This is a genomic window from Allobosea sp. GW823-FHT02B03 (assembly GCF_058797755.1).
This window is the reverse complement of record NZ_JBXAJY010000002.1, coordinates 277,837-304,311: the sequence shown is the minus strand read 5'-3', so window position 1 is coordinate 304,311 and position 26,475 is coordinate 277,837. Positions and strand designations below refer to the sequence as shown.

The 26,475-nt window shown below is 68.0% G+C and carries 25 protein-coding genes; 11 read left to right on the top strand and 14 right to left on the bottom strand.

The features are described 5' to 3' along the window. Positions 1–63 precede the first annotated feature (63 nt). The 6 genes from flhB to flgB form a co-directional block, all read right to left on the bottom strand. Positions 64–1,131, bottom strand: coding sequence for a flagellar biosynthesis protein FlhB (gene flhB / locus AC1REK_RS06310; RefSeq protein WP_316021245.1), 1,068 nt, complete (start codon positions 1,129–1,131; stop codon positions 64–66). Positions 1,132–1,143: 12 nt separating this feature from the next. Next, positions 1,144–1,902 (bottom strand): flagellar biosynthetic protein FliR, encoded by a 759-nt coding sequence (gene fliR / locus AC1REK_RS06305; RefSeq protein ID WP_492268668.1) that lies wholly within the window; start codon positions 1,900–1,902, stop codon positions 1,144–1,146. A gap of 80 nt (positions 1,903–1,982) precedes the next feature. After that, positions 1,983–2,249, bottom strand: a complete 267-nt coding sequence (gene fliQ, locus AC1REK_RS06300; RefSeq protein ID WP_316021243.1) for a flagellar biosynthesis protein FliQ — start codon at positions 2,247–2,249, stop codon at positions 1,983–1,985. 43 nt (positions 2,250–2,292) lie between these two features. Then, positions 2,293–2,625: a flagellar hook-basal body complex protein FliE gene (gene fliE / locus AC1REK_RS06295; protein WP_066472357.1), complete on the bottom strand. Its 333-nt coding sequence runs from the start codon at positions 2,623–2,625 to the stop codon at positions 2,293–2,295. A 28-nt stretch (positions 2,626–2,653) separates the two neighbouring features. Further along, on the bottom strand, positions 2,654–3,064 hold the full coding sequence (gene flgC, locus AC1REK_RS06290; protein ID WP_066472358.1) for a flagellar basal body rod protein FlgC: 411 nt from the start codon (positions 3,062–3,064) through the stop codon (positions 2,654–2,656). A gap of 41 nt (positions 3,065–3,105) precedes the next feature. Continuing rightward, on the bottom strand, positions 3,106–3,489 hold the full coding sequence (gene flgB, locus AC1REK_RS06285) for a flagellar basal body rod protein FlgB (RefSeq protein ID WP_492268669.1): 384 nt from the start codon (positions 3,487–3,489) through the stop codon (positions 3,106–3,108). A 233-nt stretch (positions 3,490–3,722) separates the two neighbouring features. Here flgB and AC1REK_RS06280 point away from each other — a divergent pair, with 233 nt between their 5' ends. Continuing rightward, the gene (locus AC1REK_RS06280; RefSeq protein WP_492273785.1) at positions 3,723–5,267 is read left to right on the top strand and encodes a flagellar biosynthetic protein FliO; all 1,545 of its coding nucleotides are present in this window, start codon (positions 3,723–3,725) and stop codon (positions 5,265–5,267) included. Positions 5,268–5,389: 122 nt separating this feature from the next. Beyond that, positions 5,390–6,175: a flagellar type III secretion system pore protein FliP gene (gene fliP / locus AC1REK_RS06275; protein WP_492270282.1), complete on the top strand. Its 786-nt coding sequence runs from the start codon at positions 5,390–5,392 to the stop codon at positions 6,173–6,175. Between the two features lie 183 nt (positions 6,176–6,358). On the opposite strand, the gene AC1REK_RS06270 is transcribed toward fliP, so the two are convergent. Beyond that, on the bottom strand, positions 6,359–9,781 hold the full coding sequence (locus AC1REK_RS06270) for a hypothetical protein (RefSeq protein ID WP_492270283.1): 3,423 nt from the start codon (positions 9,779–9,781) through the stop codon (positions 6,359–6,361). A gap of 87 nt (positions 9,782–9,868) precedes the next feature. Beyond that, entirely contained in the window at positions 9,869–10,798 is a 930-nt protein-coding gene (locus tag AC1REK_RS06265) for a LysR family transcriptional regulator (RefSeq protein ID WP_327521631.1), read from the bottom strand. Positions 10,799–10,947: 149 nt separating this feature from the next. Here AC1REK_RS06265 and cnbZ point away from each other — a divergent pair, with 149 nt between their 5' ends. Both cnbZ and AC1REK_RS06255 read left to right on the top strand, forming a co-directional pair. Next, a complete protein-coding gene (cnbZ, locus tag AC1REK_RS06260; RefSeq protein ID WP_327521632.1) occupies positions 10,948–11,709 on the top strand; it encodes a 2-amino-5-chloromuconate deaminase CnbZ in 762 nt (253 codons plus the stop codon). A gap of 168 nt (positions 11,710–11,877) precedes the next feature. After that, positions 11,878–12,843, top strand: coding sequence for a Bug family tripartite tricarboxylate transporter substrate binding protein (locus AC1REK_RS06255; protein ID WP_492270284.1), 966 nt, complete (start codon positions 11,878–11,880; stop codon positions 12,841–12,843). 39 nt (positions 12,844–12,882) lie between these two features. Here the strand turns inward: AC1REK_RS06255 and AC1REK_RS06250 are convergent, their stop codons facing one another. Genes AC1REK_RS06250 through fliL form a run of 4 tightly spaced genes read right to left on the bottom strand, consistent with a single transcriptional unit; the run spans position 12,883 to position 15,872 of the window. Continuing rightward, on the bottom strand, positions 12,883–13,710 hold the full coding sequence (locus AC1REK_RS06250) for a MotE family protein (RefSeq protein ID WP_327521634.1): 828 nt from the start codon (positions 13,708–13,710) through the stop codon (positions 12,883–12,885). Continuing rightward, complete coding sequence (locus AC1REK_RS06245; protein WP_316017109.1) at positions 13,707–14,156, bottom strand: DUF6468 domain-containing protein; 450 nt, start codon at positions 14,154–14,156, stop codon at positions 13,707–13,709. Before AC1REK_RS06245 ends, AC1REK_RS06250 begins: the two co-directional genes overlap by 4 nt. Positions 14,157–14,173: 17 nt before the next feature. Further along, positions 14,174–15,307 carry a flagellar motor switch protein FliM gene (gene fliM, locus AC1REK_RS06240; RefSeq protein WP_316017108.1) on the bottom strand — a complete coding sequence of 378 codons (1,134 nt, stop codon included), beginning with the start codon at positions 15,305–15,307 and terminating at the stop codon, positions 14,174–14,176. 52 nt (positions 15,308–15,359) lie between these two features. After that, entirely contained in the window at positions 15,360–15,872 is a 513-nt protein-coding gene (fliL, locus tag AC1REK_RS06235) for a flagellar basal body-associated protein FliL (protein ID WP_492270285.1), read from the bottom strand. A 289-nt stretch (positions 15,873–16,161) separates the two neighbouring features. Between fliL and flgF the strand changes: the two genes are divergently transcribed. From flgF to AC1REK_RS06205, 6 genes are all read left to right on the top strand, one after another. Continuing rightward, positions 16,162–16,905, top strand: a complete 744-nt coding sequence (flgF, locus tag AC1REK_RS06230; RefSeq protein WP_492270286.1) for a flagellar basal-body rod protein FlgF — start codon at positions 16,162–16,164, stop codon at positions 16,903–16,905. A 20-nt stretch (positions 16,906–16,925) separates the two neighbouring features. After that, positions 16,926–17,714 (top strand): flagellar basal-body rod protein FlgG, encoded by a 789-nt coding sequence (gene flgG, locus AC1REK_RS06225; protein WP_492270287.1) that lies wholly within the window; start codon positions 16,926–16,928, stop codon positions 17,712–17,714. A gap of 17 nt (positions 17,715–17,731) precedes the next feature. After that, positions 17,732–18,781, top strand: coding sequence for a flagellar basal body P-ring formation chaperone FlgA (gene flgA / locus AC1REK_RS06220; protein ID WP_492270288.1), 1,050 nt, complete (start codon positions 17,732–17,734; stop codon positions 18,779–18,781). A gap of 30 nt (positions 18,782–18,811) precedes the next feature. Beyond that, positions 18,812–19,564: a flagellar basal body L-ring protein FlgH gene (gene flgH, locus AC1REK_RS06215; protein ID WP_316017104.1), complete on the top strand. Its 753-nt coding sequence runs from the start codon at positions 18,812–18,814 to the stop codon at positions 19,562–19,564. 332 nt (positions 19,565–19,896) lie between these two features. Then, complete coding sequence (locus tag AC1REK_RS06210) at positions 19,897–20,799, top strand: DMT family transporter (protein ID WP_492270289.1); 903 nt, start codon at positions 19,897–19,899, stop codon at positions 20,797–20,799. Positions 20,800–20,937: 138 nt separating this feature from the next. After that, positions 20,938–21,477, top strand: coding sequence for a hypothetical protein (locus AC1REK_RS06205; protein ID WP_492270290.1), 540 nt, complete (start codon positions 20,938–20,940; stop codon positions 21,475–21,477). Positions 21,478–22,093: 616 nt separating this feature from the next. Here AC1REK_RS06205 and AC1REK_RS06200 read toward each other — a convergent pair. Both AC1REK_RS06200 and AC1REK_RS06195 read right to left on the bottom strand, forming a co-directional pair. Beyond that, entirely contained in the window at positions 22,094–23,023 is a 930-nt protein-coding gene (locus tag AC1REK_RS06200; RefSeq protein ID WP_492270291.1) for a lipid kinase, read from the bottom strand. 132 nt (positions 23,024–23,155) lie between these two features. Continuing rightward, positions 23,156–24,100, bottom strand: a complete 945-nt coding sequence (locus AC1REK_RS06195) for a hydrogen peroxide-inducible genes activator (protein WP_492270292.1) — start codon at positions 24,098–24,100, stop codon at positions 23,156–23,158. A 102-nt stretch (positions 24,101–24,202) separates the two neighbouring features. Here AC1REK_RS06195 and katG point away from each other — a divergent pair, with 102 nt between their 5' ends. Then, entirely contained in the window at positions 24,203–26,380 is a 2,178-nt protein-coding gene (gene katG / locus AC1REK_RS06190; protein WP_492270293.1) for a catalase/peroxidase HPI, read from the top strand. Positions 26,381–26,475 lie beyond the last annotated feature (95 nt).

Here is a 26,475-nt window from a genome sequence, read left to right as displayed (position 1 = left end):
AATCCGCCCACGCCATGCGGGCAGCGGGCACGGTGGTCTTGCGATCGCGCGCCAGCCCGCGAGTTAGGCGCGGCGGCGCTTCAGGCGCAAGACGTAACCGACGACTTCGGCCACCGCCTGGTAGTGTTCGACAGGAATTTCTTCGTCGATCTCCACCGTGGCGTAAAGCGCGCGCGCCAGTGGCGGGTTCTCGACGATCGGAATGTCGTGCGCGCCGGCGACCTCGCGGATCTTCAGCGCGATGGCATCGACACCCTTGGCGAGACAGACCGGCGCGCCCTGACCGTTCTCATATTGCAGCGCGACGGCGAAGTGGGTCGGGTTGGTGATGATCACCGTCGCCTTCGGCACCTGCGCCATCATGCGCGAGCGGGCGCGCTGGGCCCGGAGCTGGCGCAGCTTGGCCTTTACCTCGGGATTGCCTTCGCTGTTCTTGTACTCGTCCTTGAGTTCCTGCCGGGTCATGCGCTGGCGCTGGTACCAGCTGAAGCGCTGGTAGCCGAAATCGCCGATGGCGATGACCGCGAAGATCGCGAGCACCCCGGCCATCAGCTTGATGGTCAGCACCAGCACGGCCGGCAGCAAGGCGCTGACATCCATCTGGGCGAAGCTCTGCAGCCGGTCGCGCTCGCCCCAGAGCACCATCCAGACGCCGACGCCGACCAGCATGATCTTGGCCAGGCCCTTGGCGAAATTGACCCAGGCCTCCTTGCCGAAGATCCGCTTGGCGCCGGCCATGGGCGAGATCCGGTTGAACTTCGGCATCAGCGGCTCGGTGGTCCAGAGCGGCTTGTGCTGGATCAGCGCACCGGCGAGAGCCGCCACGAGGATGAAGCCGAGGGGCAAGGCCAGCGCCGCGAAGCCGGTCATCACGCCCTTGGCGGTGACGTGGAAGAGCGCGTCGCCGCCGGAGGGCACCTGGTGGGCGTTCATCAGGAAGGAACGCAATTGCAGCGTCGCCTCGCGGGCGGACGAGCCGGCGGCGATCAGCAGCGCGAGCGTGAATCCGCAGAGCACGAAGAAGGTGCCGATCTCCTGCGAACGGGCGACGTCGCCCTTCTCGACCGCCTGTTCGAGCTTTCGCTGGGTCGGCTCCTCTGTGCGATCGTCCTTGTCCGGTTCGTCAGACATGCACGCCTCCGCTCAGATGCCGGTGAGCTGGCGCAGGAAGGCGCCGAGATCTTCGAGGAAGACGCCCATCATCACGCCGATCGCGGCGAGCAAGACCAGCATGCCGCCGAGGATCGAGGCCGGGATCGCCAGGAAGAAGACCTGCATCTGCGGCATCAGGCGCGCGAGCACGCCGAGGCCGAGATTGAACAGCAGGCCGAAGACGATGAACGGAGCCGAGATCTGCACGGCGAGCGCGAAGCCGCGCGACATCGCCTTGACTGCAAGCCCGAGCACGTCGCCGACATCCGGGAAGCCGCCGGGCGGCAGCAGGCGATAGCTCTCATGGATCGCGACCAAAGCGACATGGTGCAGGTCGGAGGCGAGGATCAGCGTGATGCCGAGCATCGAGAGAAAGTTGCCGATCGAGGGGTTCTGCATACCGCCGGACGGGTCGACGGTCATGGCGAAGCCGAGGCCCATGGTCTGGGCGACGATCAGGCCAGCGGTCTGCAGGGCGCCCATCAGCAGGCGCACGCAGGAGCCGAGAGCAAGGCCGATCAGGATCTCGCTGATCAGGAGGCCGCCGACCGCGGCCGGTTCGCTCGGCAGGGTGATCGTGCCGCGGGCCATGGGCAGCATGACGAGGGCGACGAAGAAGGCCAGAGAAAGCCGCGCGCGGGAGAGGATGAAGCGCTCGCCGATGCCGGGCATCAGCATCACCAGCGTGCCGACACGCGCGAAGACCAGCACGAACAGGGCGCTGATCTCCGGCAGGATCGCGATCTGCATCTGGCGGCCCGGATTCCTGCGCCAGGAGATGTGCCTGCCCTGGCCGGGCCCGAGGAGGGCGCGGCAGGCAGGCGCGAGAATCATTCGCCCGTGGCGATTCGGACGGCGACCCTGCCCATATAGCCTGCCAGCGCGTCCCCCATGAACGGCAAAAACAGCAGCAGGGCGGCGAAGACCGCGAGGATCTTCGGGACATAGACCAGGGTCTGCTCCTGGATCTGCGTCAGCGCCTGGAAGAGCGAGACGACGAGGCCGACGCCGAGCGCGATCAGCATCAGCGGTGCGCCGGCCTTGAGGAAGACGACGATGCCGTCGCGGGCGACGTCGAGGATGGCTCCGGAGGTCATGAGGCAGGTTCCGCAGGTGCTTTCGGGGATGGGGATGCCGCGGTCAGACCGGCATCCGCATGATTTCCTCATAGGCGGCGATGACCCGGTCGCGGACGGCGACCAGCGTCTCGATCGCCGCCTCGCTCTCGGCAACCGCGGTTACGACATCGACGATGTCGGAGCGGCCGGCCGCGACGCTGGCGGTCTGCACGTCGGCGGCACGGGCCGCCTGCGTGGTCGAATCGAGCGCCTTGCCGAGCAGCGAGGAGAAGTCCGGCATACCGGTTGCGGCGCCGCCGGCAAGACCGGCGCTGGCGGGCTTCTTCAGCAATCCGCCTCCGCCGATGCCCTGCATCGAGGCGTAGGCTCCGGCGGCGAAGCTGGACGTGGTCATGGCTGGCGTTCCGTTTCGAATGCAGGTTCTAGGCGCGCAGGATGTCGATGGTGCGCTGGAGCATGCGGCGCGTCGACGAGATCACGTTGAGGTTGGCCTCGTAGCTGCGCTGGGCCTCGCGCATATCCATGCTCTCGATCAGCGAATTGACGTTCGGCATCCGGACCTGGCCCGCGGCGTCGGCGGCCGGATGGCCGGGGTCGAGCTTGGTGCGGAAGGCGCCGCGATCGCGCTCGACCCGGCCGAGCTCGACCACCTGGGCGTCGAGCTCGCGGTCGAGGCGGCCCTGGAAGGTGACGATCTTGCGGCGATACGGATCGACGCCGGCGCGGTCCGGCGTCGAATCGGCGTTGGCGAGGTTCTCGGCAATGACGCGCATGCGCCCGGCCTGGCCACGCAGGCCCGAGGCCGCCACCGCGATGCTCTTGAGCAGATCCATAGTGTTTCTCCTGAGCAGCCGAGGTCTCAGCGGCGCAATTTTCAGCGGCCCTTGCCGATGGCGATCTTCATCAGCCCGAGACCCTTGCTGTAGAGCGAGGCTGCGAGCTGATAGTCGGACTGATTCTGGGCGACCTTCAGCATCTCGTCCTCGAGATTGACGCTGTTGCCGCTCGGTGTGGTCTCGAAGCGCTTGGGATCGCGCGGGTCGAAGCCGTTGACGCTCCCGGCAGGGCCGAGATGGAGCGGCGAGGTCTGCGCCAGTACGAGTCCGCCGCCGGCAGGCGAGGGCGCCTTGAGATCGTGCGGCTTGAAGCGCGGCGTATCGGCATTGGAAACGTTCTCGGCGAGCAGCTTCTGGCGGCTCTGGTGCCAGTGCATGCGCGTCTTGAGGGCGCCCATCAGGCTGAGGCCGGTGTTCGACATGGCTCCGATCTCCGGCTCCCGGGCGCGCCGCAACTGCGCGGAACTGGGCAATTATTGCCGGGCGCATGGTTAACGGCGCGTTAAGATCGGCGAATGGTGACAATCCGGTTAACCATCCGGTAACCATGTCTCCCGAATTCGCGGGCGTTATGGTATAGCCAGCAGGTTCATCCCCGGGCAGCCTTTAAAAGTGAGGCTGCGCGTGGCTGTCGCGTCGCTTCATGAGGCAAACCTTGCAGACTTTGTTTGGCTTCGAACTCTCGACCGGCCTGCGCTGGATCATCGCCTTCGCGATCGTCCTGTTGCTGGTCGCGCTTTTCGCCTTCTTCCTGCGGCGGATCTCTGGGGGTCGGCTCAAGTTCAAGGGTCAGGGCAGCGGCAGGACCCGCCAGCCGCGGCTTGGCGTGGTCGATATCCACGACCTCGACCGGCAGCGTCAGCTCATCCTGGTGCGGCGCGACAATGTCGAGCATCTCGTGATGATCGGCGGTGCTTCCGACGTCGTGATCGAGACCAACATCATGCGCAGCGGGGCTCGCGTCGCGGCGCCGCTGCCGAGCGAGGGCGCGCCCGAACGGCCGCTGGCCCTGGAGCCGACGGCGCTGCCCGATCTGCCGCTGCGCCCCGAACCCGCCGACGAGCCGCGTCGCGCGCCACCGTTGCCCGAGCCCGCGCCGGTGCCCGTCTCCGCGCCCATGCCCGTGCCGCCGGCACCGGCGCCTTCCATGCCGGCGCCGCCGCCGCGTCAGCAGCCGCTCGCGCCGCCGCCGCGCCCGACGGGGCAGCCGCTGCCTCCGATCCCGCCGGTGCGTCCTGCGCCGCAGCCCGTGGTGCCTCCGGTCGCCGCTGCCGCCGTGGCCGCCTCGGCCGCGGTCGCCCAGAGCGCGCGCGATGCCGCTGCGGCCGGCCAGGCCGAGCTGGGCGACATGGCCCGCCAGCTCGAGGAGGCGCTGAAGCGCCCGTTCTCCGCCGTGCGTCCGTCATCGGTCGGTGCCCGCACCGAGCCGGAGGTCGTGAAGCCGCCGGTCCCGCCGCTGGCGCCCGCCGCCAGGGTCGCGCCGCCCGTCCCGGCCAACGAGCCCAAGCCCGTGGCGCCGGCTCCCGGCATCCCGGCCTCGGCGCTGCCCGCGCTGGACATGGAGGCCGAGCTTGAAATGGCGCTGGGCCTGAAGCCCGGCCCGGCTCGCCCGGCCGAGACGCCGATGGTGGTGCCGCCGGTCTTCGCCGCGCCGGAGCGCAAGCCCCAGCCCGTCGCCGACGCAAAGCCGGAGCCCGTCAAGCCGGAGCCGGCGAGGATGGAGATGCCGAAGCCGGCCTCCGACAACCAGCCGGGCGGCAAGCCGGAGCCGAAGCCCGAGTCGGCTGCCAAGCCGCAGGAGATCGCCGTGCCGAGCTTCGAGGCGGTGCTGGGCGGCGAGATGAAGGGTGGAGCAGGGGTCTCGGCAGCGAAGCCGGCCGAAGCCAAAGCCCCCGAGGCCAAGCCCGCGGAAGCCAAGGACACTGGGCCCAAGGCTCCTGAAGCGAAGGCCGAATCCGCCAAGGCCGAGGAGCCTGGTGCCGCCGAGGCTAAAGCTGGCGAGCCCAAGCCAGCTGAACTCAAGCCAGCCGAGGACAAGGGCGCGGAAGCCAAGTCGAGCGAGGCCAAGTCGAACGAGGCCAAGGCCAACGAGACCAAGCCGGCTGAACCGAAGCCGGAGGAGGCCGATCCGTTCTCCGTCGATGCGATCGAGGCCGAATTCGCGCGCCTGCTCGGGCGCGATCCGAAGCCGAAGGGCTGACCGGTCGGCCGGCGAGAGCCGGCCAAACCGCAGGGGATGACGGGGCGAAAGCCCTTCGCAGCGCCCCGGAGCATGCACTAGCGTTTTCCCGGCCCGCGCCTTGATTCGGGCAGGGAAGGCGTATGGGCGAGACACACTCCAAGAGGTCGAGGGTATGGCGGCGGGCCGGCCTGGCCGCGCTGGTTCCGGCACTGCTCGGTACCGTGTTGCTCGGCCTGGGCCTGTCCGCTCCGGCGCTGGCGCAGTCGCTCTCGCTCGATCTGGGCCAGGGCGGCGGTACGACCGAGCGGGCCCTGCAGCTGATCGCGGTGATCACGGTGCTCTCGCTGGCGCCGTCGATCCTGATCATGGTGACCTCGTTCACGCGCATCGCCGTGGTGCTGTCGCTGCTGCGGTCGGCGATCGGTACGCAGACCGCACCGCCCAATGCGGTGATCATCGGTCTCGCGCTGTTCCTGACCGGCTTCGTGATGACGCCGACGCTGAAGGAGGCCTATCGCGTCGCGGGCGCGCCGCTCATCGCCGGGGAGATCCAGCCGCAGGAAGCCTTCAACCGCGGCATCGTGCCGTTCCGCGAGTTCATGCTGAAGCATGTCCGCGAGAAGGACCTGACGCTGTTCCTCGAAATGTCGCGCGAGCCGCGGCCGGAGCGGGCCGAGGACATCCAGATTCAGGTTCTGGTCCCGGCCTTCATGATCTCCGAGCTACGGCGCGCCTTCGAGATCGGCTTCCTGCTGTTCGTGCCGTTCCTGATCATCGACCTCGTGGTCGCCTCGGTGCTGATGTCGGTCGGCATGATGATGCTGCCGCCGGTGACGGTGGCGTTGCCCTTCAAGCTGATCTTCTTCGTCCTCGTCGATGGCTGGGGGCTGGTCGCCGGCTCGCTGGTGAAGAGTTACGGGAGCTGACCGGTTCGGGTCGGATTCTACTTCTCTGGAGCGGTCGCCAGCAGCAGCGCCGTCATTCCGGCCGCAGCGAAGCCGCGGCGCCTGAAGCCATCGTCGAGCGCGTGGGCCCTTGCGACAGATTCCGGAGCGGCGCCGCTAAACGGCACGCCCGGAATCACGGCGGCGCCTGTTGTGCCGTGAAGGCTAGCCCTGGCCCGGCAGAGGCGGCGGCAGCGCGTCCGGGTCATCCGCCTGCGGCTTTTCGCGGACGGCGCTGGAATAGGCCGGGTAGCGCTTGCGATAAGCGTTGAGGAAGTCCTGCATCGTGTCGGAGCCGGCGGCCGTGCGCGCGACCTCGCGGATATCGGCGGCGCTGGCCCGGCTCGCGCCGGTGACGAAGGCGAACAGGCGAGCATCCGGGCTCTGCGCCATCTTGCCGGCAAACTTGGTGCGGAGCCGGTCGAGCGAGAGCGCTTCGTCCGACATCGCATAGGCGATCGCGGTACGCATCGCGTCGCTGCGCTCGCCGTCGCGCAGCGGTGACTCGCCGCGCCAGCTTTCGCCCAGGATGCGTTCGAGCGCTTCGCCGGCCTCGCGCCAGCGGCGGCCGTTCCAGAGAATGTCGGCATGCAGCCGGTCGACCTCCGGCCCGCTCTCGCCTTCGAGGAGGTCGAGCGCCTGGTCGGTGCGCGAGAGGTCGGAGAGCGCCTTGGCTTCCAGCAGCAGCCGGGCCCGCTTGACGTCCCCCGGCAGCTCGGCGAGCCGTGTCGAGACCAGCGCCTGCAGCGCCTCGGCCGGTTTGCGGTTCATCAGCCTGATCATGGCGAGACGGGCAGCGACGGTGGAGCGGGCGGCGCCGGTCAGGCGCTTCTCCATCTGATAGCGCAGGATGTCGCCGGCCTGGTCGAGCAGATCGAGCTCGACCAGCCGGTCGGCGAGGAGACGGGTGATCTCGTCGCCGCGTCGGCCAACCGGCAGGAACTCCTTGAAGTCGTAGAACACCGCCAGCGCCTCGAGGCGCGGCAGCTTCTCGAGATCGGGATCGCTGAACAGCGCCTCGAAGCGCTGGGCGGTCTCGTCATGCAGCAGGCGCGTCGCCGGGTGATCGGGAAAGTTCTCGTTGGCGCGCCGCGCGGTCTGGAAGGCGTCGCGCCAGCGCTGCTGCTGCGCATAGATGCGCCCGAGCTCGGCCAGCGCCTCGATCTCGACCTCGCCGCCACGCCAGATCGCCGAGACGGTTTCCAGCCGGGCGGCAGCCTCGTCGATCGAAAGTTCGGGGCGCTTCTCGTTGCGGGCGAGCTTGACCGCGCGCAGCTGCGCTTCGGCGGCGACAGGTCGGCTTGGAGCGTCGAACAGCGCGCGATAGCCGTTGAGCGCCACTTCCGGCCGCCCGCTGGCGTCGTCGAGCATGGCGCGGAGCAGCGCGAGATCCTCGGCGGGGACGAGGTCCGCCGGCAGTTCGGCGAGATGGGCGATCTGGCGTTCGGCCACCAGCGTGTCCTGCATGGCGAGCGCGGCGCGGGCCATGGCCGGCCGGAACTGAGCCTGGAGGTCTAGCGGGTAGCCGTCGAGCACGGCCTCGGCTCGTCGAAAGCCGGCGAGGGCCGGGGCGTTGCGGCCGAGTCGCTGCTCGGCCAGCGCCCGCCAGAGACCGATCTCGGCCTCCTCCTTGATCGGGCCGGCCTCGAACGCCTTCAGCGCCTCGGCATGGCGGTGCATCTGGGCGGCGATCACGCCCTTGAGGAACAGCGCCTCGCGGTTGCCGCGCATGGCAGGGTCGTCGGCGAGGAGGGCGTTGAGCGGCCCGGCCGCCTCGGGCAGCATCGCATTGGCGATCAGGAAACGGGCGAGCGCCAGCCGCGCTTCGGATTTGCGGCCCCGCGAGGCATCGGCGACGTCGCGCAGCAGTTCCTGCGTCCGTTCGCGCACGGCGTCTGTGCGCAGGCTCGACCAGCGCTGCGCGTCGAGCAGCGGCGCGGCGGCGCTCTCGCCGGCCTTCTTTTCCGGCTCGTTCGGCTTGCCGGCGTCGAGGCTGACGACCAGCCCGCCACTGCGGCCGATCAGGGTCTCGTCGGTGCCGGCACGCACGATGATATCGTCGGCGAGGGCGGTGACGGCGACGCCATGGGCGGTCTGGGGCAGGCCGAATTCGACGAAGCGATAGGGCTTGGAGACGGCGCGGGTCGGGCCGAGCGCGGTCGCGACCGCGATCGGGGCGCCGCCATCGCGGTTCTCCAGCCAATGCACGCCGGTCATGCCGGGAACGGGTACGGCGACCACGGTCTGGCCGCGCTCGTCGGCATCGCGGCGTGGAGCCAGTGCGACGGCCGGCTTGCCGAGCTTCTCGCCGAAGGAGAGCGACCAGGTGGTGCCATCGTCGGAAAGGCGCGTGATCTGCCGCCGGCCGGTCTTCAGGCGCAGCACGGTGACCTTTGTCTCGCGGATGACGGTGACGTCCTGGACGAGCCCGGGCAGCACGCCCTTCAGCTTGTCGGGATCGAGCGTGTCGCGGGTGTCGAAGACCAGCGTGACGAGGCCGGGCTCGGCGAAGGCGGCGGCGCCGGTCGGGCGCGGGAAACGAAAGTCGATGCGGCCGCCGTCGCCCTCGGCGGCGGAGCTGACCTGAATGTCCTTCGGCGTGGGATCCACCACGGCCGGCGCTACGACAGGTGCCGGCGTAGCCTGCGTGGTCGAGCCTACTGCCTGCGGAACGGTGGCTGCCGGCTTGCTGGCGGAATCGGGCTTCTGCGCCGCCACTGCGGGCTGCGGCTCGGCCGGCTTCGCCGCTGGCTGCGGCGACCCGGCTTCCAGCCCGGCCAGCGTCAGTGCGCCGGCTTTCGCGGCGTTGGCGAGATCGACGGTCCAGCCGGAATCGTCGCGGAAGCTGCGCAGCTCGCGGTCCTTCGGCACGGTGAAGACGAACTCGGTGCGATCGCCCTCGCTCTTGGCGCTTTCGAGGGTGAAGTCGGCCGGCAGCAGCGCACGGATCTTGCCCGCCTCGATCTGCAGCGGCTGGTCGAAGGCGAGCGTCAGGCGGCCGTCTTCGAGGCGTGGGCTCAGTTGAGCCTCGGCCGGCGCCGTGAACATCAGCCGGTCGAGCGTCGGCAGGCGCACGGTGCGGAAGCCGAGAGGCTTCGGCTCGGGGGCCGGGGCGCGGGCGATGTCGCGAGCCCGCGACTCGGCCAGGCGCAGGCGCTTGGTCAGCTCGGCGAGGACTTCGGGCGGCAGACCCGGCAATTGCCCGACCCAGTTTTCGGGCAGGAGATCGACGAAGGCGCGGTCGCCCGCTTCGAGCAGATTGGCGCGATAGGTCCGGGCGAGCGCGAAGCGCAGTCCCCGGCCATCGGGATCGATCCGCGCCAGCGAGATATAGGCCGGCAGCTCCCGGGAGATGCGGCTCGGATCGATTTTCACCGGCTGGCTGAAGCCGACGACCAGCACGCCATTGGAAACGCGCACCCGCGTCGTCACCGGCTCGTCGAAGGTGAAGGCAAGGCGACCAAAGCCCGCCTGCATCGCCTCGCCGCGCAGCTCGGCATTCGCGGCCAGGGCCGGCGGGGCATAGCCCAGTGCCAGGCTCATCGCCGCCAGGCCGATGCCGAAGCTGAGGGATCGCAGGATACGCAAGGCGCTACTCAATCCGACGCGACAGGACAGGCGGCACGGTGCCGCTTCCATCCGTGTGGACGCTAGCCCGTCAAGGATAACAGCAGGTTAAGAGGGGCCGGTGGCGGCCTTGAAGCGGGCATAGCCATATTTGCGCGCGCTGCGGGCGAGATGCTGGGCGAGGGCGCCGGCCGCCGGCGACAGGCGCCGGTCCTTGCGCACGCAGATCTTGACGCAGGCCTTCTGCAGGTTGCGGCCGAGCATCGGCACCGCGACCAGATGTCCTTCCGCGATATCGCGTCGGCTCGCAAAGGTCGTCAGCACGCTGACGCCCATGCCGGCTCGCGCGAAGGAGCGCAGCGAGGCGATCGAGTTGGTGACCACGGCCGGCTTGAGCGCGACCCCTGTCGTCGCCGCAACATCGTCGATGAGGCGCCGCAGGCCGAAGGTCCGGTCGGGCAGGGCAAGCTGCATCTCCGCGAGCTCGGCGATGGTCGCCGATTGCCGTGTCGCGAAGCCATGGCCGGGATGCGCGACGACGACCAGCGGGTCGGGCACCTCGGCCAGCGACAGGATGTTGCGGTGGAGGATCGGATTGAACGCCACCGCGACATCCGCCTCGTCGTCGAGCAGGCGCTGCACGAGCTGGTCGGAGCTTGCGATCATCACCTCGAAGCTCACCGCGGGATGGGCGGCCGAGAAGCCGGCGAGCGCGGGGTAGAGGAAGTCGTCGATCGCGCCTTCGACGGTCCAGGCGCGGACATGCCCGCGCTTCACGCCCTGCAGCTCTTCGATGGTGGAGCGTGCATGCTGGACGCAGTCGAGGATGGTGCGCGCGGTCTCGAGCACTGCGGCCCCGGCCGTGGTCAACCGCATGCCGCGCGCTCGGCGCTCGAACAGGGCCGTGCCGTACTCCTCTTCGAGCCCGGCGATCTGGCGGCTGATCGCGGAGGGCGCGACACGCAGCGCGTCCGCGGCCTCGCGCACCGAGCCCTGATCGGCGACCGCGGCAAAGTACCTGTAGCGGGTGAGCGACATCGGAAAGCGCCTCGTGGCCTGACCGCCGGCCGCTCCGAAAGCTAGTCCAGCGTTGCCGAAGCGGCAACATTCGTTCTGCGATTCCGATCTGGCTGCTCGGCCGAACCGCCTTCAAAAATATCGACAGAACGTGGCTAGGAGCCGATCCGATGTATTCAACCCAACTCAGCCAAGACGGCAGCTTCCGGTTCATTCCGGCGGTGTTCCAGTATTCCGGCGGCGTCGTGGCCGAGCCGGGCTTCCAGATCGAGCGGGCGCGCCTGTCTGCACCTGTTCCGCTGGAGCAGGGCCTCGCGGCGATCGAGGCCCATCTGAAGCGGATCGGCAGGCCGCTGACGGCGTTCTGCTCCTGTGAGTTGCGCTCGCCCGAGCCGTTCTCCGAGGCGGGCTTTGCGGCGCTGAACAAGGTCTATGCTTCGCGGCTCGAGCAGTGGGGCCTGCTCCAGGGCAAGGTCAATCCGGTTGCCCGGACGAATATCTGCCCCGAGCTCGGCAAGCCGGCGACCGTATCGCTGCACGCCTTCAGCTACACCGTCGCCGATGCCTCGGCGCGCCCGAGCTTCATCGTCGCCGGCAGCGGCGAGGCGCCGGAAGGGGCGGCGAGCTATGCGGAAGGGACGATCCGGCTGGGCGACGTCTCCGACGAGGGCGTCCGCGCCAAGGCTGAATGGGTGATGGGCGAGATGGGGCGGCGGCTCGCCGGCCTGGGGCGCGACTGGCGCGATGCCACGGCGGTGAACGTCTACACCGTCCAGAACATTCATCCGCTGCTGGCGGACGTGCTGGCGCCGGTCACCGGCAACGGGGCCGATCTGGTCTGGCATTTCTCGCGGCCGCCCGTCGCGGTGCTCGACTACGAGATGGATGTGCGCGGCCTGTCGCGGGACGTGGTGATCGATACGCAAGCCTGAAGACCCGGTCCGGCCCTATGCGTTGCCGGATCAGGAACGCATCAGCCGGAGCGGTTGCTGTGATGGCGAGGCGACCGCGCCTTGCCATCGCAGGATCAAATGCCCTGCGCGACCGAAAGGGAGGTCGCAGGGGCGCATCCCTGGTGAGGCTCAGCCCGGAGAAAACCGATGTTGCTTGATCGACGTGCGCTTCTTCTGGCGGGGCTGGCCCTGCCGACCATCGCCAGGGCCCAATCCGACTGGAAGCCGACGAAACCGGTGCGGCTGATCCTGCCGTTTACGGCCGGGACATCGATGGACCCGGTCGCGCGGCTGGCCCAGGAGGGTCTCAAGGACGCGCTCGGCCAGACCGTCGTTGTCGAGAACATCGCCGGCGCGGCCACCGTGATTGCCGGCGCCGAGACGCTGAAGTCCCCGCCGGACGGGCACACCATGCTGATGATCGCCAACAGCTTCGCGGCGAACATCACCCTGCGGACGCGCACCGCCGACTGGCAGCGCGCCTTCGCCCCGCTCCTCCAGGCGACGGTGGTGCCGCATGTGCTGACGGTGGCGCCTTCGATGAAGGTCGACTGGCAAGGCTTCGCCAGGCGTCTGCGCGACGGCGGGACCCCGGTGACCTATGGCTCGCCGGGTATCGGGACCTCGCCGCATCTCGGCGCGGAGCATTTGCTGCGGCTCGCCGGCGGCAAGGCCGCCCATGTTCCCTATAACGGCACCTCGCAGCTCTTCGTCGACCTCTATGCCGGCCGGATCGACTTCGCGCTCAGCAATCTGCCGGATGTCGTCCAGCCGATTGCTGAAGGAAAGCTCACGGCGCTCGCGGTCACCGCCGACAAGCGCGTCCCCGAGCTTCCCGATGTCCCGACCTTCACGGAACTCGGCCTGCCCGATCTTCTCTCGGATAGCTGGTTTGGAATCGTGGTGCGCCGTGACACCCCGGCGCCGGCGCGCGCGGCTCTGGAGCGCGCCTGGCTCGCCACGCTCGCACGGCCGGACGTCAAGGAGCGGCTGCAGGCCCTGAGCTTCACCGTGCTGGGCCGGCCGGGCGCCGAGTTCGAGACCGTGATCGACCGCTACGTCACGACCTATGCGACGATCATCAAGGAAAACGGCATCACCGTTCAGCAGTAGACGGCAGGATCGAGGGCTGCCCTCGGCAAGGCGAGGCGCTCAGCGGCGTCGCGCTGGTTCGATCGCCGGCAATTCGTTGCCGGCCGGGCCGGCGGGCGCTGCTGCCGCCGTGCGCTCGGCGCCGGCGACGCGGCCGCGCAGGGAGAGGGCGACGGTCAGACGCTCGGCGGCCTCCGGCGACATCGCCGCGAGCACGTCGGACATCTTGCGCGGGTTCATCTGCTGAACCACAGGGACCAGCACTTCGAGCGACAGCCTGTCGAAGACGCGGGCGGCGTCCTTCGGCTTCATCGTCTCGTACATGATCACCAGGTTCTTGACTGCCTGGTTCTCCTCGGCGTCCTTCTTCTTCGGACCTTCGACTTTCTCCTCGAGTGCCTTGAGGTCGTCGACGCGGCCACCGAGCTTCTTCTCGGCGTTGTCGAGCAGCTTCTCGCGCATGTCGAGCTCGCGCATCCGCGCCTCGATCTCCTCGCGGCGCTGGCCGAGGCGCTCCAGCAGGGCGCGTTCCGCCGGCGAGACGGGCTGCGCCGTGCCGTTCATCACGCCGGCCTTGTTGCTGGGGTTGGCGGCGGCGGCGGCGTCACGCTTGGCCTGTTCCTCCGGGGAGAGCTTGGGCGTCGGCGGGTCGATCGTGCCGGTGACCATCGGGTCGAGGAAAGTGTCGGGCGCATGCGCGCGCGCGATGACCTTGGCCAGGCCCCAGACCTCCTTCTCCGCGGGCGCCTGGGGCGTTTGCGCGAAAGCCGGGGCGCTGGCCGGAATGTGACCGGGAGAAGGCTCCGCCGTCCAGGCGAGCACCTTCAGCGCCAGGAGACCCATGGCGCCGAGGATGACCGCTGGAATGAGGCGGGGCGACTGGATCACGCAGCTTGGCCTTCGAGCCTGCGTGCGGCGCGGGCGCGGATCGCGGCGGCGGCGTCGGCGGCGCTCGCCATGCGCGAGATGGCCGGCTTCTCGGCGGGCTGCGGCTCGGCTTTCGGCGCGACCAGGGTGGCGGCGCCGACGATCTGGGTGATGCGGTCCATCACGCCCTGGCCGGCCTCGATCTGGGCGGCGAGGTCGGCGGCATAGCGCTCGGCCGTGCGCAGGCGCTCGGCAAGCGTGCGGTCGCAATCGCCGAGCGTGAGCTTCAGCCCCGCAATGGCGCGCTCGGCGGTGTCGGTGGCGGCGATCAGCGCGCCGATGGTCTGTCGCATCGAGCTTTCATCAGCCTTCAGACGTTCGATTCTCTTGGCGAGGACGTAGCAGGTGATGATGGTGGCGACGAGCAGGCAGGCGACCAGTGCGTCGGCGATCAGGGTGAGGGTCATGGCGACTGGCTCCCGGCTCAGGCTGTCGGGGTGAGATGGCTGGTGTCGAAGGCCGCCATCGTGGTCTTGGAACGGCGCAGCGGGCTGACGACCTGGACGGCGATCTTGTCGTCGACACGACCGATCCGGCCCTCGCTAACGATGAACTCGCCGCAGCGCAGCGAAGCCACCGATTCCGGGCGCGCGTCGAACATCAGCGTGTCGCCGATCTCGAGCTTCATCACCCGCTTCAGCGGCATGGTGCATTCGTGCAGCACGCATTTGACCGCGACGTCCGCCTGCCAGACCTCGGTGGCGAGATGGTTCTCCCAGATCGGGTCGCGCCCGAGCTTCTCACCCATGAAGCTCTCGAGGAGCAGTTCACGGATCGGCTCGATCGTGGCGTAGGGCAGGAGCACATGCAGCGAGCCGCCGCGCCCTTCCATGTCGAAGCGCAGCTCGACCCGGATCGCGGCGTTTGCCGGGCGCGAGATCGAGACGAAGCGCGGATTGGACTCGATGCGGTCGACCTTGAAGGTCACCGGCGAGAGCGGGCGGAAGGCGGCCTCGGCATCGCCGAGGACCACGCCGATCACGCGCCGCAGCAGGCTCATCTCGATCGAGGTGAAGGGCCGGCCGTCGACCCGCGCCGCCGCCTGGCCGCGCTTGCCGCCGAGCATGGTGTCGAGCACCGAATAGGTGAGGGCGGACTCGATGGTGACGAGGCCGAAATTGTCCCACTCCTCGGCCTTGAAGACGGCGAGCATCGCCGGCAGCGAGATCGAATTGATGTAGTCGCCGAAGCGCACCGAGCGGATGCCTTCGAGCGTGACCTCGACATTGTCGCTGAACAGGTTGCGCAGGCTGGTGGAGAGCAGGCGGACCAGACGCTCGAAGATGATTTCGAGCATCGGCAGGCGTTCATAGGTTACCGAGCCGGAATCGACGATCGCCTGGATGCCGTTGCGGCCGCCCTTGCCGTCCTCCCCGGCCGAGAAGCCGAGCATCGTATCGATCTCGTCCTGAGTCATCAGGCGGTCGATATGGGCCTCCGGCTCGCTCTCGTCGGGCGCGATGTCGGGCATGGCCGCCCACTCCGCCGCCATGCCTTCCGGGGTCAGCGGCAGGTTTTCCTTGGCGGCGTTTTCGAGGTCGAGATCTTCGGAGGCCATGTACGGGGTCGCTTTGCGGGGGGCTTGGCGGAGTGGGTTGCGCGGCGGCGGGCTACTGGATCAGCAGTTCCTTGAAGAGCACGGCGTCGATCTTGGCCGGGTGGACCGTGACGTTGACGCGCCGCAGCAGCTCTTCCTTGAGACGGTACATGCCGGCCGAACCTTCGAGGTCGGAGGGCCTGAGCTCGCGCATGAAGACCTGGAAGGCGTCTTCGACCCGCGGCAGCAGCGGCTTGATCTGCTCGGAGGCCTTGGCGTCGGCGATTTCGAGCACGACCTTGATCTTGACGATGGGCTGGCGATCCTGCTGGCCGCCGGCCGAGATGCCGATCATCATGTCCTTCATCTCGACGAAGGCGACGGGCTTCTTGGCGGCTGCCGCGGCCTCGGCCGCCGCGATCTGATCGGCCGAAGGCTTCTTCAGGAAGAAGAACCAGCCGCCGCCGCCGAGCGCCAGCAGCGCGACGGCGCCGACGATCATGAAGAGCTTCTTCTTGCCGGGCTTCGGGGCGCCTCCGGCGCCGGCCTCGCCTTCCTCTTCGCCCTTTTTCGGCTTCTTCGACATTGCGGCCCGCCTGCTTGGAAGGTGGCGCGCGCAGCGGCCGATCCCTTCCGAGCAACCTGACGAATTACGGTTAACGCCTCGTTAAGACAGGCAAAATCTGCCGGGTCGTTTCTGCCGCGCGGGCCGTTTCATGCCGCCGCCCGGGGGTCCGCTGGCTTTCTGTTGTTCGAATTATATCAATGACTTGCCGAGATTAACCATGTTGGCACGGCGGTTGCTGACCTCTTGGCTGCGATTGCCGCGCTGGGGAGCGTCGAGGCGATCGCGGGAAAGATCGGGAGCAGGGGCCGTGGAAAACGCGCTTCTCGTCGGCCTGTCGCGCCAGATGGCTCTGGCGCGGGAGCTCGATGTCATCGCCAACAACGTGGCGAATGTCGGAACGAACGGCTTCAAGGCCCGTTCGGCGCGCTTTGCCGAGTTCATCTCGCCCGGCGCCCGCGCGGACACTTTCCCGTCTGCGGATCGCCGCCTCTCCTATGTGATCGACCGCGGCTCGCCGATCGATCTTTCCACCGGCGCGCTCGAGCGTACCGGAAACCCGCTCGACATCGCGCTCCAAGCCGACAACTACCTCGTCGTGCAGACGACGCAGGGCGAGCGCTACACCCGCGCCGGCTCGCTCGACATCAACGCCCGCGGCCAGCTCGTCACCCAGTCCGGCCAGCCGGTGCTCGGCGATGGCGGCCCGATCGTCTTCGGCGAGAGCGAGAGCAATCCACGCATCGCCGCCGACGGCACCGTCTCCTCCGACCAGGGCCAGCGCGGCAGGATCCGCCAGGTGCGCTTCGACAATCCCCGCGCGCTGCAGAGCGAAGGCGACAACGTCTTCTCCTCGACCGCAGCGGCGCAGCCGGCCGGGCCGCTGGCCCGGCTCGAAACCGGGGCGTTCGAGCGCTCCAACGTCAAGGCGGTCGCCGAGATGACCCGCCTGGTCGAGGTCCAGCGCGCCTATCAGAACATGTCGGCCCTGCTCGCCAAGACCGATGAACTGCGTGGCAAGGCGATCTCGCGCCTCGCCGACCAGCAAGCCTGACGCGGAACGGAGACAAGCCCATGCGCGCCCTTCACACCGCCGCCACCGGCATGATGGCCCAGGAACTCAACGTCCAGGTCATCTCCAACAACATCGCGAACGTGCGCACCACCGGCTACAAGCGCCAGCGCGTGCACTTCCAGGACCTGCTCTACGAGCACCACCGCCGCGCCGGCTCGGCGACCTCCGAGCAGAACACCATGGTTCCCGCCGGCATCTCGATCGGCTCGGGCGTCAAGACGGTCTCGACCGGCCGGGTGATGACCCAAGGCAACATGACGCCGACCGAGAAGCAGTACGATGTCGCGATCCGCGGCGAGGGCTTCTTCCGCATCCGCATGCCGGACGGCCGCACCGCCTATTCGCGCGACGGCTCCTTCGACCTCGATGCGCAGGGCCAGCTCGTCACCCGCGACGGGTACCAGGTCGAGCCCGGCATCACCATTCCGAACAACACGACCAGCGTCAGCATCAACGCCCAGGGCACGGTCGAGGCGACGATGCCCGGCCAGACGGCGCCGCAGCAGCTCGGCCAGCTCCAGCTCGCCCGCTTCGTCAACAAGGTCGGCCTGGAATCGCTGGGCGACAACCTGTTCATCGAGACCGCCGGTTCCGGCCCGGCGATCGACGGTGTCGGCGGTGGCGAAGGCTTCGGCACGCTGCAGCAGAACTATCTCGAGGAAGGCAACGTCCAGGCGGTGACCGAGCTTTCCTCGCTGATCGCGGCGCAGCGCGCCTACGAAATGAACTCCAAGATTATCTCGGCGGCGGACCAGATGATGCAGTCCACCACCCAGATCATCCGCTAGAGCGAGGGACTGCCGCCATGATGCGCTCCATTCTCCTTGTCGCGGCCTTCGGATTCGGCGCCGGATCGGCGCAAGCCGAGCCTGCCGCCCAGAGGAGTACGGCCGAGGCCTCCGCTGCCGCGCCCTCTGCCGCCCCGCAGGCCGTCGCCGGCAAGCCGCGCCTGCGGCCCGACCTGACCCTGACCCGCGACATCGTCAGCTTCGGCGACCTGATCGCCGGCCTGTCGCCGCAGGACGGCGCTCTGCCGGCCTTCCGCGCCCCGGCTCTGGGCGAGACCGGCACGATCCAGGTCGCCCGCATTCTCGATGCGGCGCTCAAGAACGGCATCCTGCGGGAGGCGCTCGACCTCGACAGCCAGGGCCTCGCGCAGGTCGTGGTGACCCGCGCGGCGCGGCGGATCACCGGGCAGGACATCGAGTCTGCGGTGAAGACGGCGCTGCTCGAGCGCTTCGGCTTCGATGCGCGCGCCTTCGCGCTGGTCTTCGACGGCGGCGCGCCTTCGGTCGCGGTCGAGCCCGAGCTCTCGGGCGAGATGGTGGCGCTCGACCTGACCTATGATGCCCGCGCCCGGCGGGTGATCGGGCGCCTTGCGGTGCCCGGCAGCGCCGCGACCCGGCTGAAGCCGGTCAGGGTCTCCGGGCTGCTGGTCGAGACCGTGGACGTCGTGGTGCCGATGCGCCCGATCGCGCGCGGCGAGACGCTCACGGCCGGCGACGTCATGGTCGAGCGGCGCCCGCGGGATGCCGGCACGAACGACCAGCTCAGCGAGATGCGGGCAGCCATCGGCAAGGTGGCGAAGCGCTCGCTGCTCGCCGGCGTCGCGCTGCGCGGTAGTGACGTGCAGCGCGAGGAGATCGTCAGCCGCGGCGAGATGGTGACGCTGGTCTACGAGGCGCGCGGCGTGCTGATCAGCATGCGCGGCCGTGCCAACGAGGCCGGCGCGATGGGCGACGTCATCTCCGTCACCAATCCCAATTCGAAGCGGGTGCTGCAGGGCACCGTGAGCGGTCCCGGCCGCATCAATGTCAGCCCTCCCGGCGGCGGCCATGTCGCCGCGGCGCGCTGAACCCTGAATTTCAAAGTGCGGATCAACATCATGACCCGGAACAACCCGATCGCCTTCCCCGCCGTCCTCGGCCTCGGTCTTCTGCTCGGCGCCTGCGGCGCCGCCGACCGGCTCGCCAATGTCGGCCAGGCTCCCGCGCTCTCGCCGATCGAGGACCCGACCGCGAGCAAGGGCTACAAGCCGGTGCAGATGCCGATGCCGGCGATGGAGCACGCCTCCTATGCGCCGAACTCGCTGTGGCGGACCGGCTCGCGCGCCTTCTTCAAGGACCAGCGCGCCCGGCAGGTCGGCGATCTCGTCACCGTCAAGGTCAAGGTCACCGACCGGGCCCAGCTCGACAACACCACCAAGCGAAGCCGCAAGAACGGCGAGGATTTCGGCGCCGCCCGGCTCATGGGCTTCGAGAACAAGCTCGACAAGTTCCTGCCGAACGGCTCCAGCGCCGGCGAACTGCTGAGCCTGGACTCGGAAGGGTCGAGCGAGGGCTCGGGCTCGGTGCGCCGGGCCGAACAGCTCGCCACCAATGTCGCCGCCGTCGTCACCCAGACGTTGCCGAACGGCAATCTCGTGGTCGAGGGCAAGCAGGAGATCCGGGTCAATTTCGAGGTACGCGAGCTGATCGTCGCCGGCGTGATCCGGCCCGAGGACATCGAATCCGACAACACCATCGAGTCGACCAAGATCGCCCAGGCCCGCATCGCCTATGGCGGCCGCGGCCAGATCACCGATGTGCAGCAGCCGCGCTACGGCCAGCAGGTCATGGACATCCTGCTGCCCTTCTGAGGACCCCGTCACGGACGAGTGGCAACCGGCCTTCCGAGAAGGAGCCTGCGAAAAGCACGACCACCCGAGTTCCCGGCGCGACGGCGACGCTCCCCACGTCCACGCCCCGCGCCGGCCGGCGGTCTCTCCCGAGCCGCCGATCCTCCCGGCCGCCCGCCACGCTCCCCAAGCTATCCAAGGCTGGCGGCCAGAAGCCCCGCGCCCTCCCGCGCGGGGCTTTCGTGTGTGTGAAAGTGATGGCGGAATGCCGAGGTCGGGCCGCGAGCTGACACGCAGGTTGTCGAGCCAGCGCGCGTAATCTAAGGCTCGCCGCTGCTCATCATGGCGGCGCAATGACCCAAACTGCTGGACCGAATGGCGTTTCCGTCGGGAACTTTGCCGCTGCATTGTTTCTTGCGGTGATGTGGGGCGTTTCGATCCCCGTCACCAAGCTCGGCTTGCTGACGATCCCGCCTCTCACCTTGACCGGACTGCGCTTCCTGATCGCCGTTCCGCTGATGTTTCTGCTTGTCGCGGGCAGGCAAGGCCTTCCGCTCAGGGCTTTCCCGCGGGTCGCCGCGCTTGGCGTCCTCGGTATCGGCATCGGGCAGGTTGCCCAGAGCTTCGGCGTGGCCGGGACCTCCGCCTCGATCGGGACGACGATCTCGGCTGCGATTCCCGCCTTCGTCGTCGTCTTCGCCGCCATACGCCTGCGCCAGCCCGTCACGCTGATCCAGGGCATCGGCATCGTGGCGGCGTTTGGAGGCATTGCACTCGTCGCCGCCGGTCGCGGCGACGGTAGTTCGGCTGCAACCCAAACCAGCCTGGCTGGCGCAGGCCTGGTGTTGCTCTCGACCCTGACGATCGCCTTCTACTATGTCTGGAGCGTCGAGCTTTCCGAGCGCTATGGGACCGTCGTCGTCGCGGCATGGAGCACCTTGTTCGGCTTCCTGGCGCTGGTGCCATTCGCCGTTTGGGAGGCACTGAACACCCCGTTCGCCCTGACGGCGGTCGGCATCGGCTCGGCCCTCTACCTCGGCGTGATGGTGACCGTGGCCGGCCTGTTTCTCTGGCTTTATCTGCTGCGAACGCTTCCCGCCCGAGTGGCTGCGAGCGTCCAGTATCTCCAGCCGATCGTCGGCGTTGCGGTCTCCGCGCTGATGTTCGGTGATCAGCTCGGCCCGCTCTTCATCTTCGGCGTCGGTCTCGTGCTGACGGGCCTCACGCTCACGGTCGTCAACAAGCGCACTGCGTGACCGCGCCCGCAACGGGTCGGAAGCGGACGCGAGCGATTGTGCTACCTTGTAAGGCGATAAGCTTGGTCGCCAAGGAGCATTGAGTTGGGCTGCTACCACAGACTGCGCAGAACCCTTCTATGCGCCATTGGAGCTATGATGGTTTCTACTGCTGCCGAAAGCTTGGCGATCGTTCAAGAGATCGACAAGCCGCTGCCCTTGGAGTTTCGAGAACGAGCCACAGATCTTCTAAAGGAGCTTCGTCCAGCGGACGCCGCTGAGGCTATCCAGAATACGAAATCGCTTTGGTGGCCGGGCGACGTTGTCGGTGAAACCATCATCATTTTGAGAGTTGAGGCGGATTGCCCCACGGCCGGTAACTGCATGACCATCATCGGACGCATGACAGACCGGGCCATCAAACCCGAGCTGACATTGGAGGTCCGACCGAAAGTTCTGGCAATGGACGTTAGCTACGGTCTGTGGGGCTCGCATAGCTCAGCGCCATTGATATTCGACGCGGGCGGCGGCGTCGGCTTAGTGGCAGTATTTCGTGAGCAAGGGTGGGTAGTCTCAGCTTGTGGCGACTGCACGAACTTGGGCAGCCGGTCATCCCAGCGAGCTCGGGATGAACCAGAGGTAGTGCTGCGGCAAAGCTTCGAAGACTTCCAACGAGCTCTCAATTGCCATCGCAACTGAAGTCTGCAACGGGTCGGAACCGGTCTCTGCGCGGCTTTTGAGCCTGCTTGATTTATAGGGCTGTGCGCCGCCTCCGCACGATCCATATCGGCAATCGGGTCAGAGCAACTCCAATCAGACAGGCAGCGGCATTGGCTAAGCCGCCAGCTATCCATCCCCCAAGCGCTTCCCGCCACATACCTGTTGTCAAGAACACGAGAGCGATGCTGCTTAGGATGCGGGTCCCCATGGGAAGGCGACCCAGCACCAAGCCTCCAATGAACGGCAGAACCCAAAACGAGTGCAGCCCGGCAGCGTGAAGGGAAAGCGTCAGCGCGAAATAGACGGGAAGACCGACTGCAAGGCAGATCAACACCACCGCGAAGCCGAACGATCTGCGCATCCCCGTAGTCTCACTCGTGATCAACAGCCTCGGAGGACTAGCGAATTATGTCCTCGCCCGCTTGATGATTACCCGGCGTTGCGAGAGGTCCGCAACGGGCCGAAAGCCGAACCTCGGCGGCACAATCCCGTTCATGCCGACGCCTGCCGATCGCTGACATCGACGCACTGCCCGACGGCCGACCCTGCGGGTCAGATGGCCACGCCTTTCGCGGTCAGCTCGCTTTGGCCGGGCTCATCTGTGGAACAGGGGCATCGGAATTGGCCCCGCGCGAGGATCGGGCTCGGGCGCGAAGATTGCGACGGCCTGGGGATGGACCTTGAAATGGGCGGGCGTCGCGGTGACGATCTCGCCATCGGTGTTCACTGGCATCGGCCGCTTGGTCAGGATGTCGAACTCGACGCAGCGCGCGGTGCGTACTTCCTGCCAGGCTCCGTGCGTGCCTGATCTGAATGACCGCAGCATCAGCGCCAGCTTCCAGAGGTTCTTGAGTTCGAGGCTGTAGAGATCGAGATGGCCGTCATCGATCTCGGCATCGTCCCGGACGATGTTTCCGCCGCCATAATGCCTGCCGTTGCCGATCGCGATCTGGAAGGTGTCGACCTCGGTCGTCCGGCCCTTCTCGGTGATCGTGGCGTGAAAGCGCGAGGCCTTCGTCAGCACCTTGGAGGCGGCGAGCGCATAGCCCAGGCGCCCGAAGCGCTTCTTCAGCGTCGGATCGAGTCCCTGCGCGAGCTCGCTGCTCAGGCCGATGCTGGCGACGTTGAAGAAGGCGTGGCCGTTGACCGTGCCCATGTCGATGCGGCGCGTCTGCCCCGCGGCGATCACCCGGGCCGCGGCGGTCAGATCCATCGGGATCGCGAGTGTCCGGGCGAGGTCGTTCGCCGTCCCCATCGGCATGATGCCGAGCGGCAGGCCGCTTTCCATCACGGCCATCGCGCCGGAGGAGATCGAGCCGTCGCCGCCGCAGATGACGATCAGGTCGGCGATGCTGCGCAGCCGCACGATGTCGCGTGCGATCTCCGGCAGGGCCTCGAAGGTCTCGATCGTGACGTCGATCCCGGCGTGCTCCAGTTGCCGAAAGGGACCGTCGAGCGATTCCTGCCCGCGCCGCGCCTTCGGGTTGCGCAGAACAAGGGCGCGTTTGCGATCAGGCTGCTTCATCGGGACCGTTCTCGTGGCGGGATAGCCGGGCTCACTTGGGAGCGCAGGCGCGTGGATTCAATCGCCAAGGGGAGCGTGTGCGTGGCTGCTTGCGCCGGCGGTCGCAGGTCCAGGGTCCGGCGAGGCGTCGCCTCACGCCTCGATGCCGGTGTTGGAAGCAGAAGTTCCGCGCGCTTGCCGTAAGGCCCCCGCCGACTGGCGAACCATATCCGAGATCTCGATGAGCTGCCGGGCCAGCGGGCTGGTCTTGCGCCAGACCATGCCGATGGTCCGCGACGGTTCCTGCGTCGTGAAATGGGTGACCGAGACCGAGGCCGAGCGCGTCTCGACCGCAACCGCCATTTCCGGGATCAGCGTGATCCCGAGGCCGGCATCGACCATCTGCACCAGCGTCGACAATGAGCTGGCATCCAGAAGGTCGCGCGATGCGACCGCACGTGGCTTCGCATTGCAGAAGGAAAGCGCCTGCTCGCGAAAGCAATGTCCCTCTTCCAGCAAGAGCAGCCGCATCTCGCTCAGGGCCTCGCGATCCGGGGCGGGTTTGCCTTCGTCCTCGCGCGGCCGCACCAGGACGAAGCGCTCGGTGAACAGCGCGACCTCGGTCAGCGAGGGCTCGGAGACGGGCAGGGCGAGGATCGCCATGTCCAGCCGGCCCTCGTTCAGCTCCTGGACCAGTTTCGGCGTCAGCGTCTCGCGCACATTGAGGTCGAGCCCGCCATGCAGCCTGGTGAGGTCGCCGATCAGGCTCGGCAGCAGATAGGGCGCCACCGTCGGGATCACCCCGATGCGCAGGCGCGTGACCTGCCCATCCCGCGAGGCATGCGCATAGCCTTCGAGCTCGTCGAGCGCGCGCAGGATATCCCTGGCCCGGGTCGCGATCTCCTCGCCGAAGCTGGTCAGCCGCACCTGGCGCCTGTCCCTCTCGAACAGATCGGCGCCCAGCTCCTGCTCCAGCGCCTTGATCTGCTGCGACAAGGCCGGCTGCGAGATCGCGCAGGCCTCCGCAGCCCGGCCGAAATGGCTGTGACGCGCCAGGGCTTCGAGATAGCGGAGCTGCTTGAAAGTCAGATTTGTCATAATTGCAACTTATCGTCGCAATCAGAAAATCGAAATTAAAATAATGAAATGGCTTTGCTAAGACGCAATCCAGCAGCCAGCCCTGCAAGCTCGGAGAGAGAGATGAACGCGAAGACTGAGGACAGCACGGGCAAGTGCCCCGTCGCCCACGGTGGCGGCGCCCGTCAGAACCGCGACTGGTGGCCGAGCCAGCTGCCTGTCGATCTCCTGAACCAGCATTCGGCCAAGTCCGACCCGCTGGACCAGGCCTTCAATTACCGCGAGGCGTTCAAGAAGCTCGACTATGAGGCGCTGAAGAACGACCTGCGCAAGCTGATGACCGACTCGCAGGACTGGTGGCCTGCGGATTTCGGGCATTACGGCCCGCAATTCGTGCGCATGTCCTGGCATGCGGCCGGCACCTACCGCCTCGCCGACGGCCGTGGCGGCGGCGGCCGTGGCCAGCAGCGCTTCGCCCCGCTCAACAGCTGGCCGGACAATGTCAACATCGACAAGTCGCGCCGCCTGCTCTGGCCGATCAAGCAGAAGTACGGCCAGCAGATCTCCTGGGCCGACCTGATGATCCTGACCGGCAACGTCGCGCTGGAGGTCATGGGCTTCCGCACCTTCGGCTTTGCCGGCGGCCGCGAGGACACCTGGGAGCCCGATCACGACGTCAACTGGGGCGCCGAGACCGCCTGGCTGACCCATCGTCCGCTCGACAAGTTCGACGCACCGCTGAGCGCGACGGAAATGGGCCTGATCTACGTCAATCCGGAAGGGCCGGGCGCCAATGGCGATCCGATCTCGGCGGCGCATTTCATCCGCGAGACCTTCGCCCGCATGGCGATGAACGACGAGGAGACCGTCGCGCTGATCGGCGGCGGCCACACCTTCGGCAAGACCCATGGCGCGGCGCCGGAATCGCATAAGGGTCCGGATCCGGAAGACGCCGAGCTCGAGGCGCAGGGCCTCGGCTGGGCCAGCAATTTCGGCAGCGGCCATGGCGCCGACGCGGTCGGCAGCGGCATCGAGGTCACCTGGACGCAGACCCCGGCGCAGTGGAGCAACTTCTTCTTCGAGAACCTGTTCAAGTACGAATGGGTCCAGACCCGCAGTCCCGGCGGCGCGATCCAGTGGGAGGCGAAGGACGCCGAGGCCGTCATCCCCGACGCCCACGACCCGTCGAAGAAGCACAAGCCGACCATGCTGACGACCGACCTGTCGCTGCGCCTGGACCCGGCCTATGAGAAGATCTCGCGCCGCTTCCTGGAAAATCCGCAGGCCTTCGCCGAGGCCTTCGCCCGCGCCTGGTTCAAGCTGACCCATCGCGATCTCGGGCCGCGCTCGCGCTATCTCGGCCCGGAAGTGCCGAAGGAAGAGCTGATCTGGCAGGACGTGCTGCCGGCCGCCGACCACCCGCTGGTCAACGCCGCCGACGTCGCCACGCTCAAGGACAAGATCAAGGCTTCCGGCCTTTCCGTCTCCGAGCTGGTCGGCACCGCCTGGGCCTCGGCCGCGACCTTCCGCAGCGGCGACAAGCGCGGCGGCGCCAATGGCGCCCGTGTCCGCCTCGCGCCCCAGAAGGACTGGGAGGTCAACCAGCCGGCCCAGCTCGCCAGGGTGATCGAGGTGCTCGACGGCATCCGCCGCCAGTTCAACAAGGAGGCCGATGGCGACCAGAAGGTCTCGCTGGCCGACCTGATCGTGCTGGCGGGCAATGTCGGCGTCGAGCAGGCGGCCAAGGCCGCTGGGCATGAGGTGAGCGTGCCGTTCACCGCGGGCCGGACCGACGCGAAGCAGGAGCAGACCGAGGTCCATTCCTTCGCGGTGATGGAGCCGGTGCTGGACGGTTTCCGCAACTACCAGAAGGCCGGGGCCAAGGTGCCGGCCGAGGTGGCGCTGATCGACCGCGCCCAGCTGCTGACCCTGACCGCGCCGGAGCTGACGGTGCTGATCGGCGGCCTGCGCGCCATCGACATCAATGCCGATGGCAGCAAGCACGGTGTGCTGACCAACCGGCCGGGCGCGCTGACAAACGACTTCTTCGTCAACCTGCTCGACATGGGCACGCAGTGGAAGGCGATCTCCGAGGCCAAGGATGTCTTCGAGGGCACCGATCGCAAGACCGGCGCCGCCAAATGGACCGGCACCCGCGTCGACCTCGTCTTCGGCTCGAACTCGATCCTGCGCGCGCTCGCCGAGGTCTATGCCAGCGCCGACGCCAAGGAGAAGTTCGTGAAGGACTTCGTCGCCGCCTGGACCAAGGTGATGAACCTCGACCGCTTCGACGTCGCCTGATCGAGAAGCCAGGCCCGGCCGCCGCGCTCAGCGGTGGCCGCGGGCCGGAAGGGCCTCGTGCCGAATGCAAAAAAGGCCCCGCAGCGCAACTGCGG

Bases quoted from the DNA above. Each gene is read 5' to 3' on its own strand.
- flhB (WP_316021245.1), bottom strand. From the start codon at position 1,131: ATGTCTGACGAACCGGACAAGGACGATCGCACAGAGGAGCCGACCCAG.
- fliR (WP_492268668.1), bottom strand. From the start codon at position 1,902: ATGCAGATCGCGATCCTGCCGGAGATCAGCGCCCTGTTCGTGCTGGTC.
- fliQ (WP_316021243.1), bottom strand. From the start codon at position 2,249: ATGACCTCCGGAGCCATCCTCGACGTCGCCCGCGACGGCATCGTCGTC.
- fliE (WP_066472357.1), bottom strand. From the start codon at position 2,625: ATGACCACGTCCAGCTTCGCCGCCGGAGCCTACGCCTCGATGCAGGGC.
- flgC (WP_066472358.1), bottom strand. From the start codon at position 3,064: ATGGATCTGCTCAAGAGCATCGCGGTGGCGGCCTCGGGCCTGCGTGGC.
- flgB (WP_492268669.1), bottom strand. From the start codon at position 3,489: ATGTCGAACACCGGCCTCAGCCTGATGGGCGCCCTCAAGACGCGCATG.
- fliP (WP_492270282.1), top strand. From the start codon at position 5,390: ATGGGCGAGACACACTCCAAGAGGTCGAGGGTATGGCGGCGGGCCGGC.
- AC1REK_RS06265 (WP_327521631.1), bottom strand. From the start codon at position 10,798: ATGTCGCTCACCCGCTACAGGTACTTTGCCGCGGTCGCCGATCAGGGC.
- cnbZ (WP_327521632.1), top strand. From the start codon at position 10,948: ATGTATTCAACCCAACTCAGCCAAGACGGCAGCTTCCGGTTCATTCCG.
- AC1REK_RS06255 (WP_492270284.1), top strand. From the start codon at position 11,878: ATGTTGCTTGATCGACGTGCGCTTCTTCTGGCGGGGCTGGCCCTGCCG.
- AC1REK_RS06245 (WP_316017109.1), bottom strand. From the start codon at position 14,156: ATGACCCTCACCCTGATCGCCGACGCACTGGTCGCCTGCCTGCTCGTC.
- fliM (WP_316017108.1), bottom strand. From the start codon at position 15,307: ATGGCCTCCGAAGATCTCGACCTCGAAAACGCCGCCAAGGAAAACCTG.
- fliL (WP_492270285.1), bottom strand. From the start codon at position 15,872: ATGTCGAAGAAGCCGAAAAAGGGCGAAGAGGAAGGCGAGGCCGGCGCC.
- flgG (WP_492270287.1), top strand. From the start codon at position 16,926: ATGCGCGCCCTTCACACCGCCGCCACCGGCATGATGGCCCAGGAACTC.
- flgA (WP_492270288.1), top strand. From the start codon at position 17,732: ATGATGCGCTCCATTCTCCTTGTCGCGGCCTTCGGATTCGGCGCCGGA.
- flgH (WP_316017104.1), top strand. From the start codon at position 18,812: ATGACCCGGAACAACCCGATCGCCTTCCCCGCCGTCCTCGGCCTCGGT.
- AC1REK_RS06210 (WP_492270289.1), top strand. From the start codon at position 19,897: ATGACCCAAACTGCTGGACCGAATGGCGTTTCCGTCGGGAACTTTGCC.
- AC1REK_RS06205 (WP_492270290.1), top strand. From the start codon at position 20,938: ATGGTTTCTACTGCTGCCGAAAGCTTGGCGATCGTTCAAGAGATCGAC.
- AC1REK_RS06200 (WP_492270291.1), bottom strand. From the start codon at position 23,023: ATGAAGCAGCCTGATCGCAAACGCGCCCTTGTTCTGCGCAACCCGAAG.
- AC1REK_RS06195 (WP_492270292.1), bottom strand. From the start codon at position 24,100: ATGACAAATCTGACTTTCAAGCAGCTCCGCTATCTCGAAGCCCTGGCG.
- katG (WP_492270293.1), top strand. From the start codon at position 24,203: ATGAACGCGAAGACTGAGGACAGCACGGGCAAGTGCCCCGTCGCCCAC.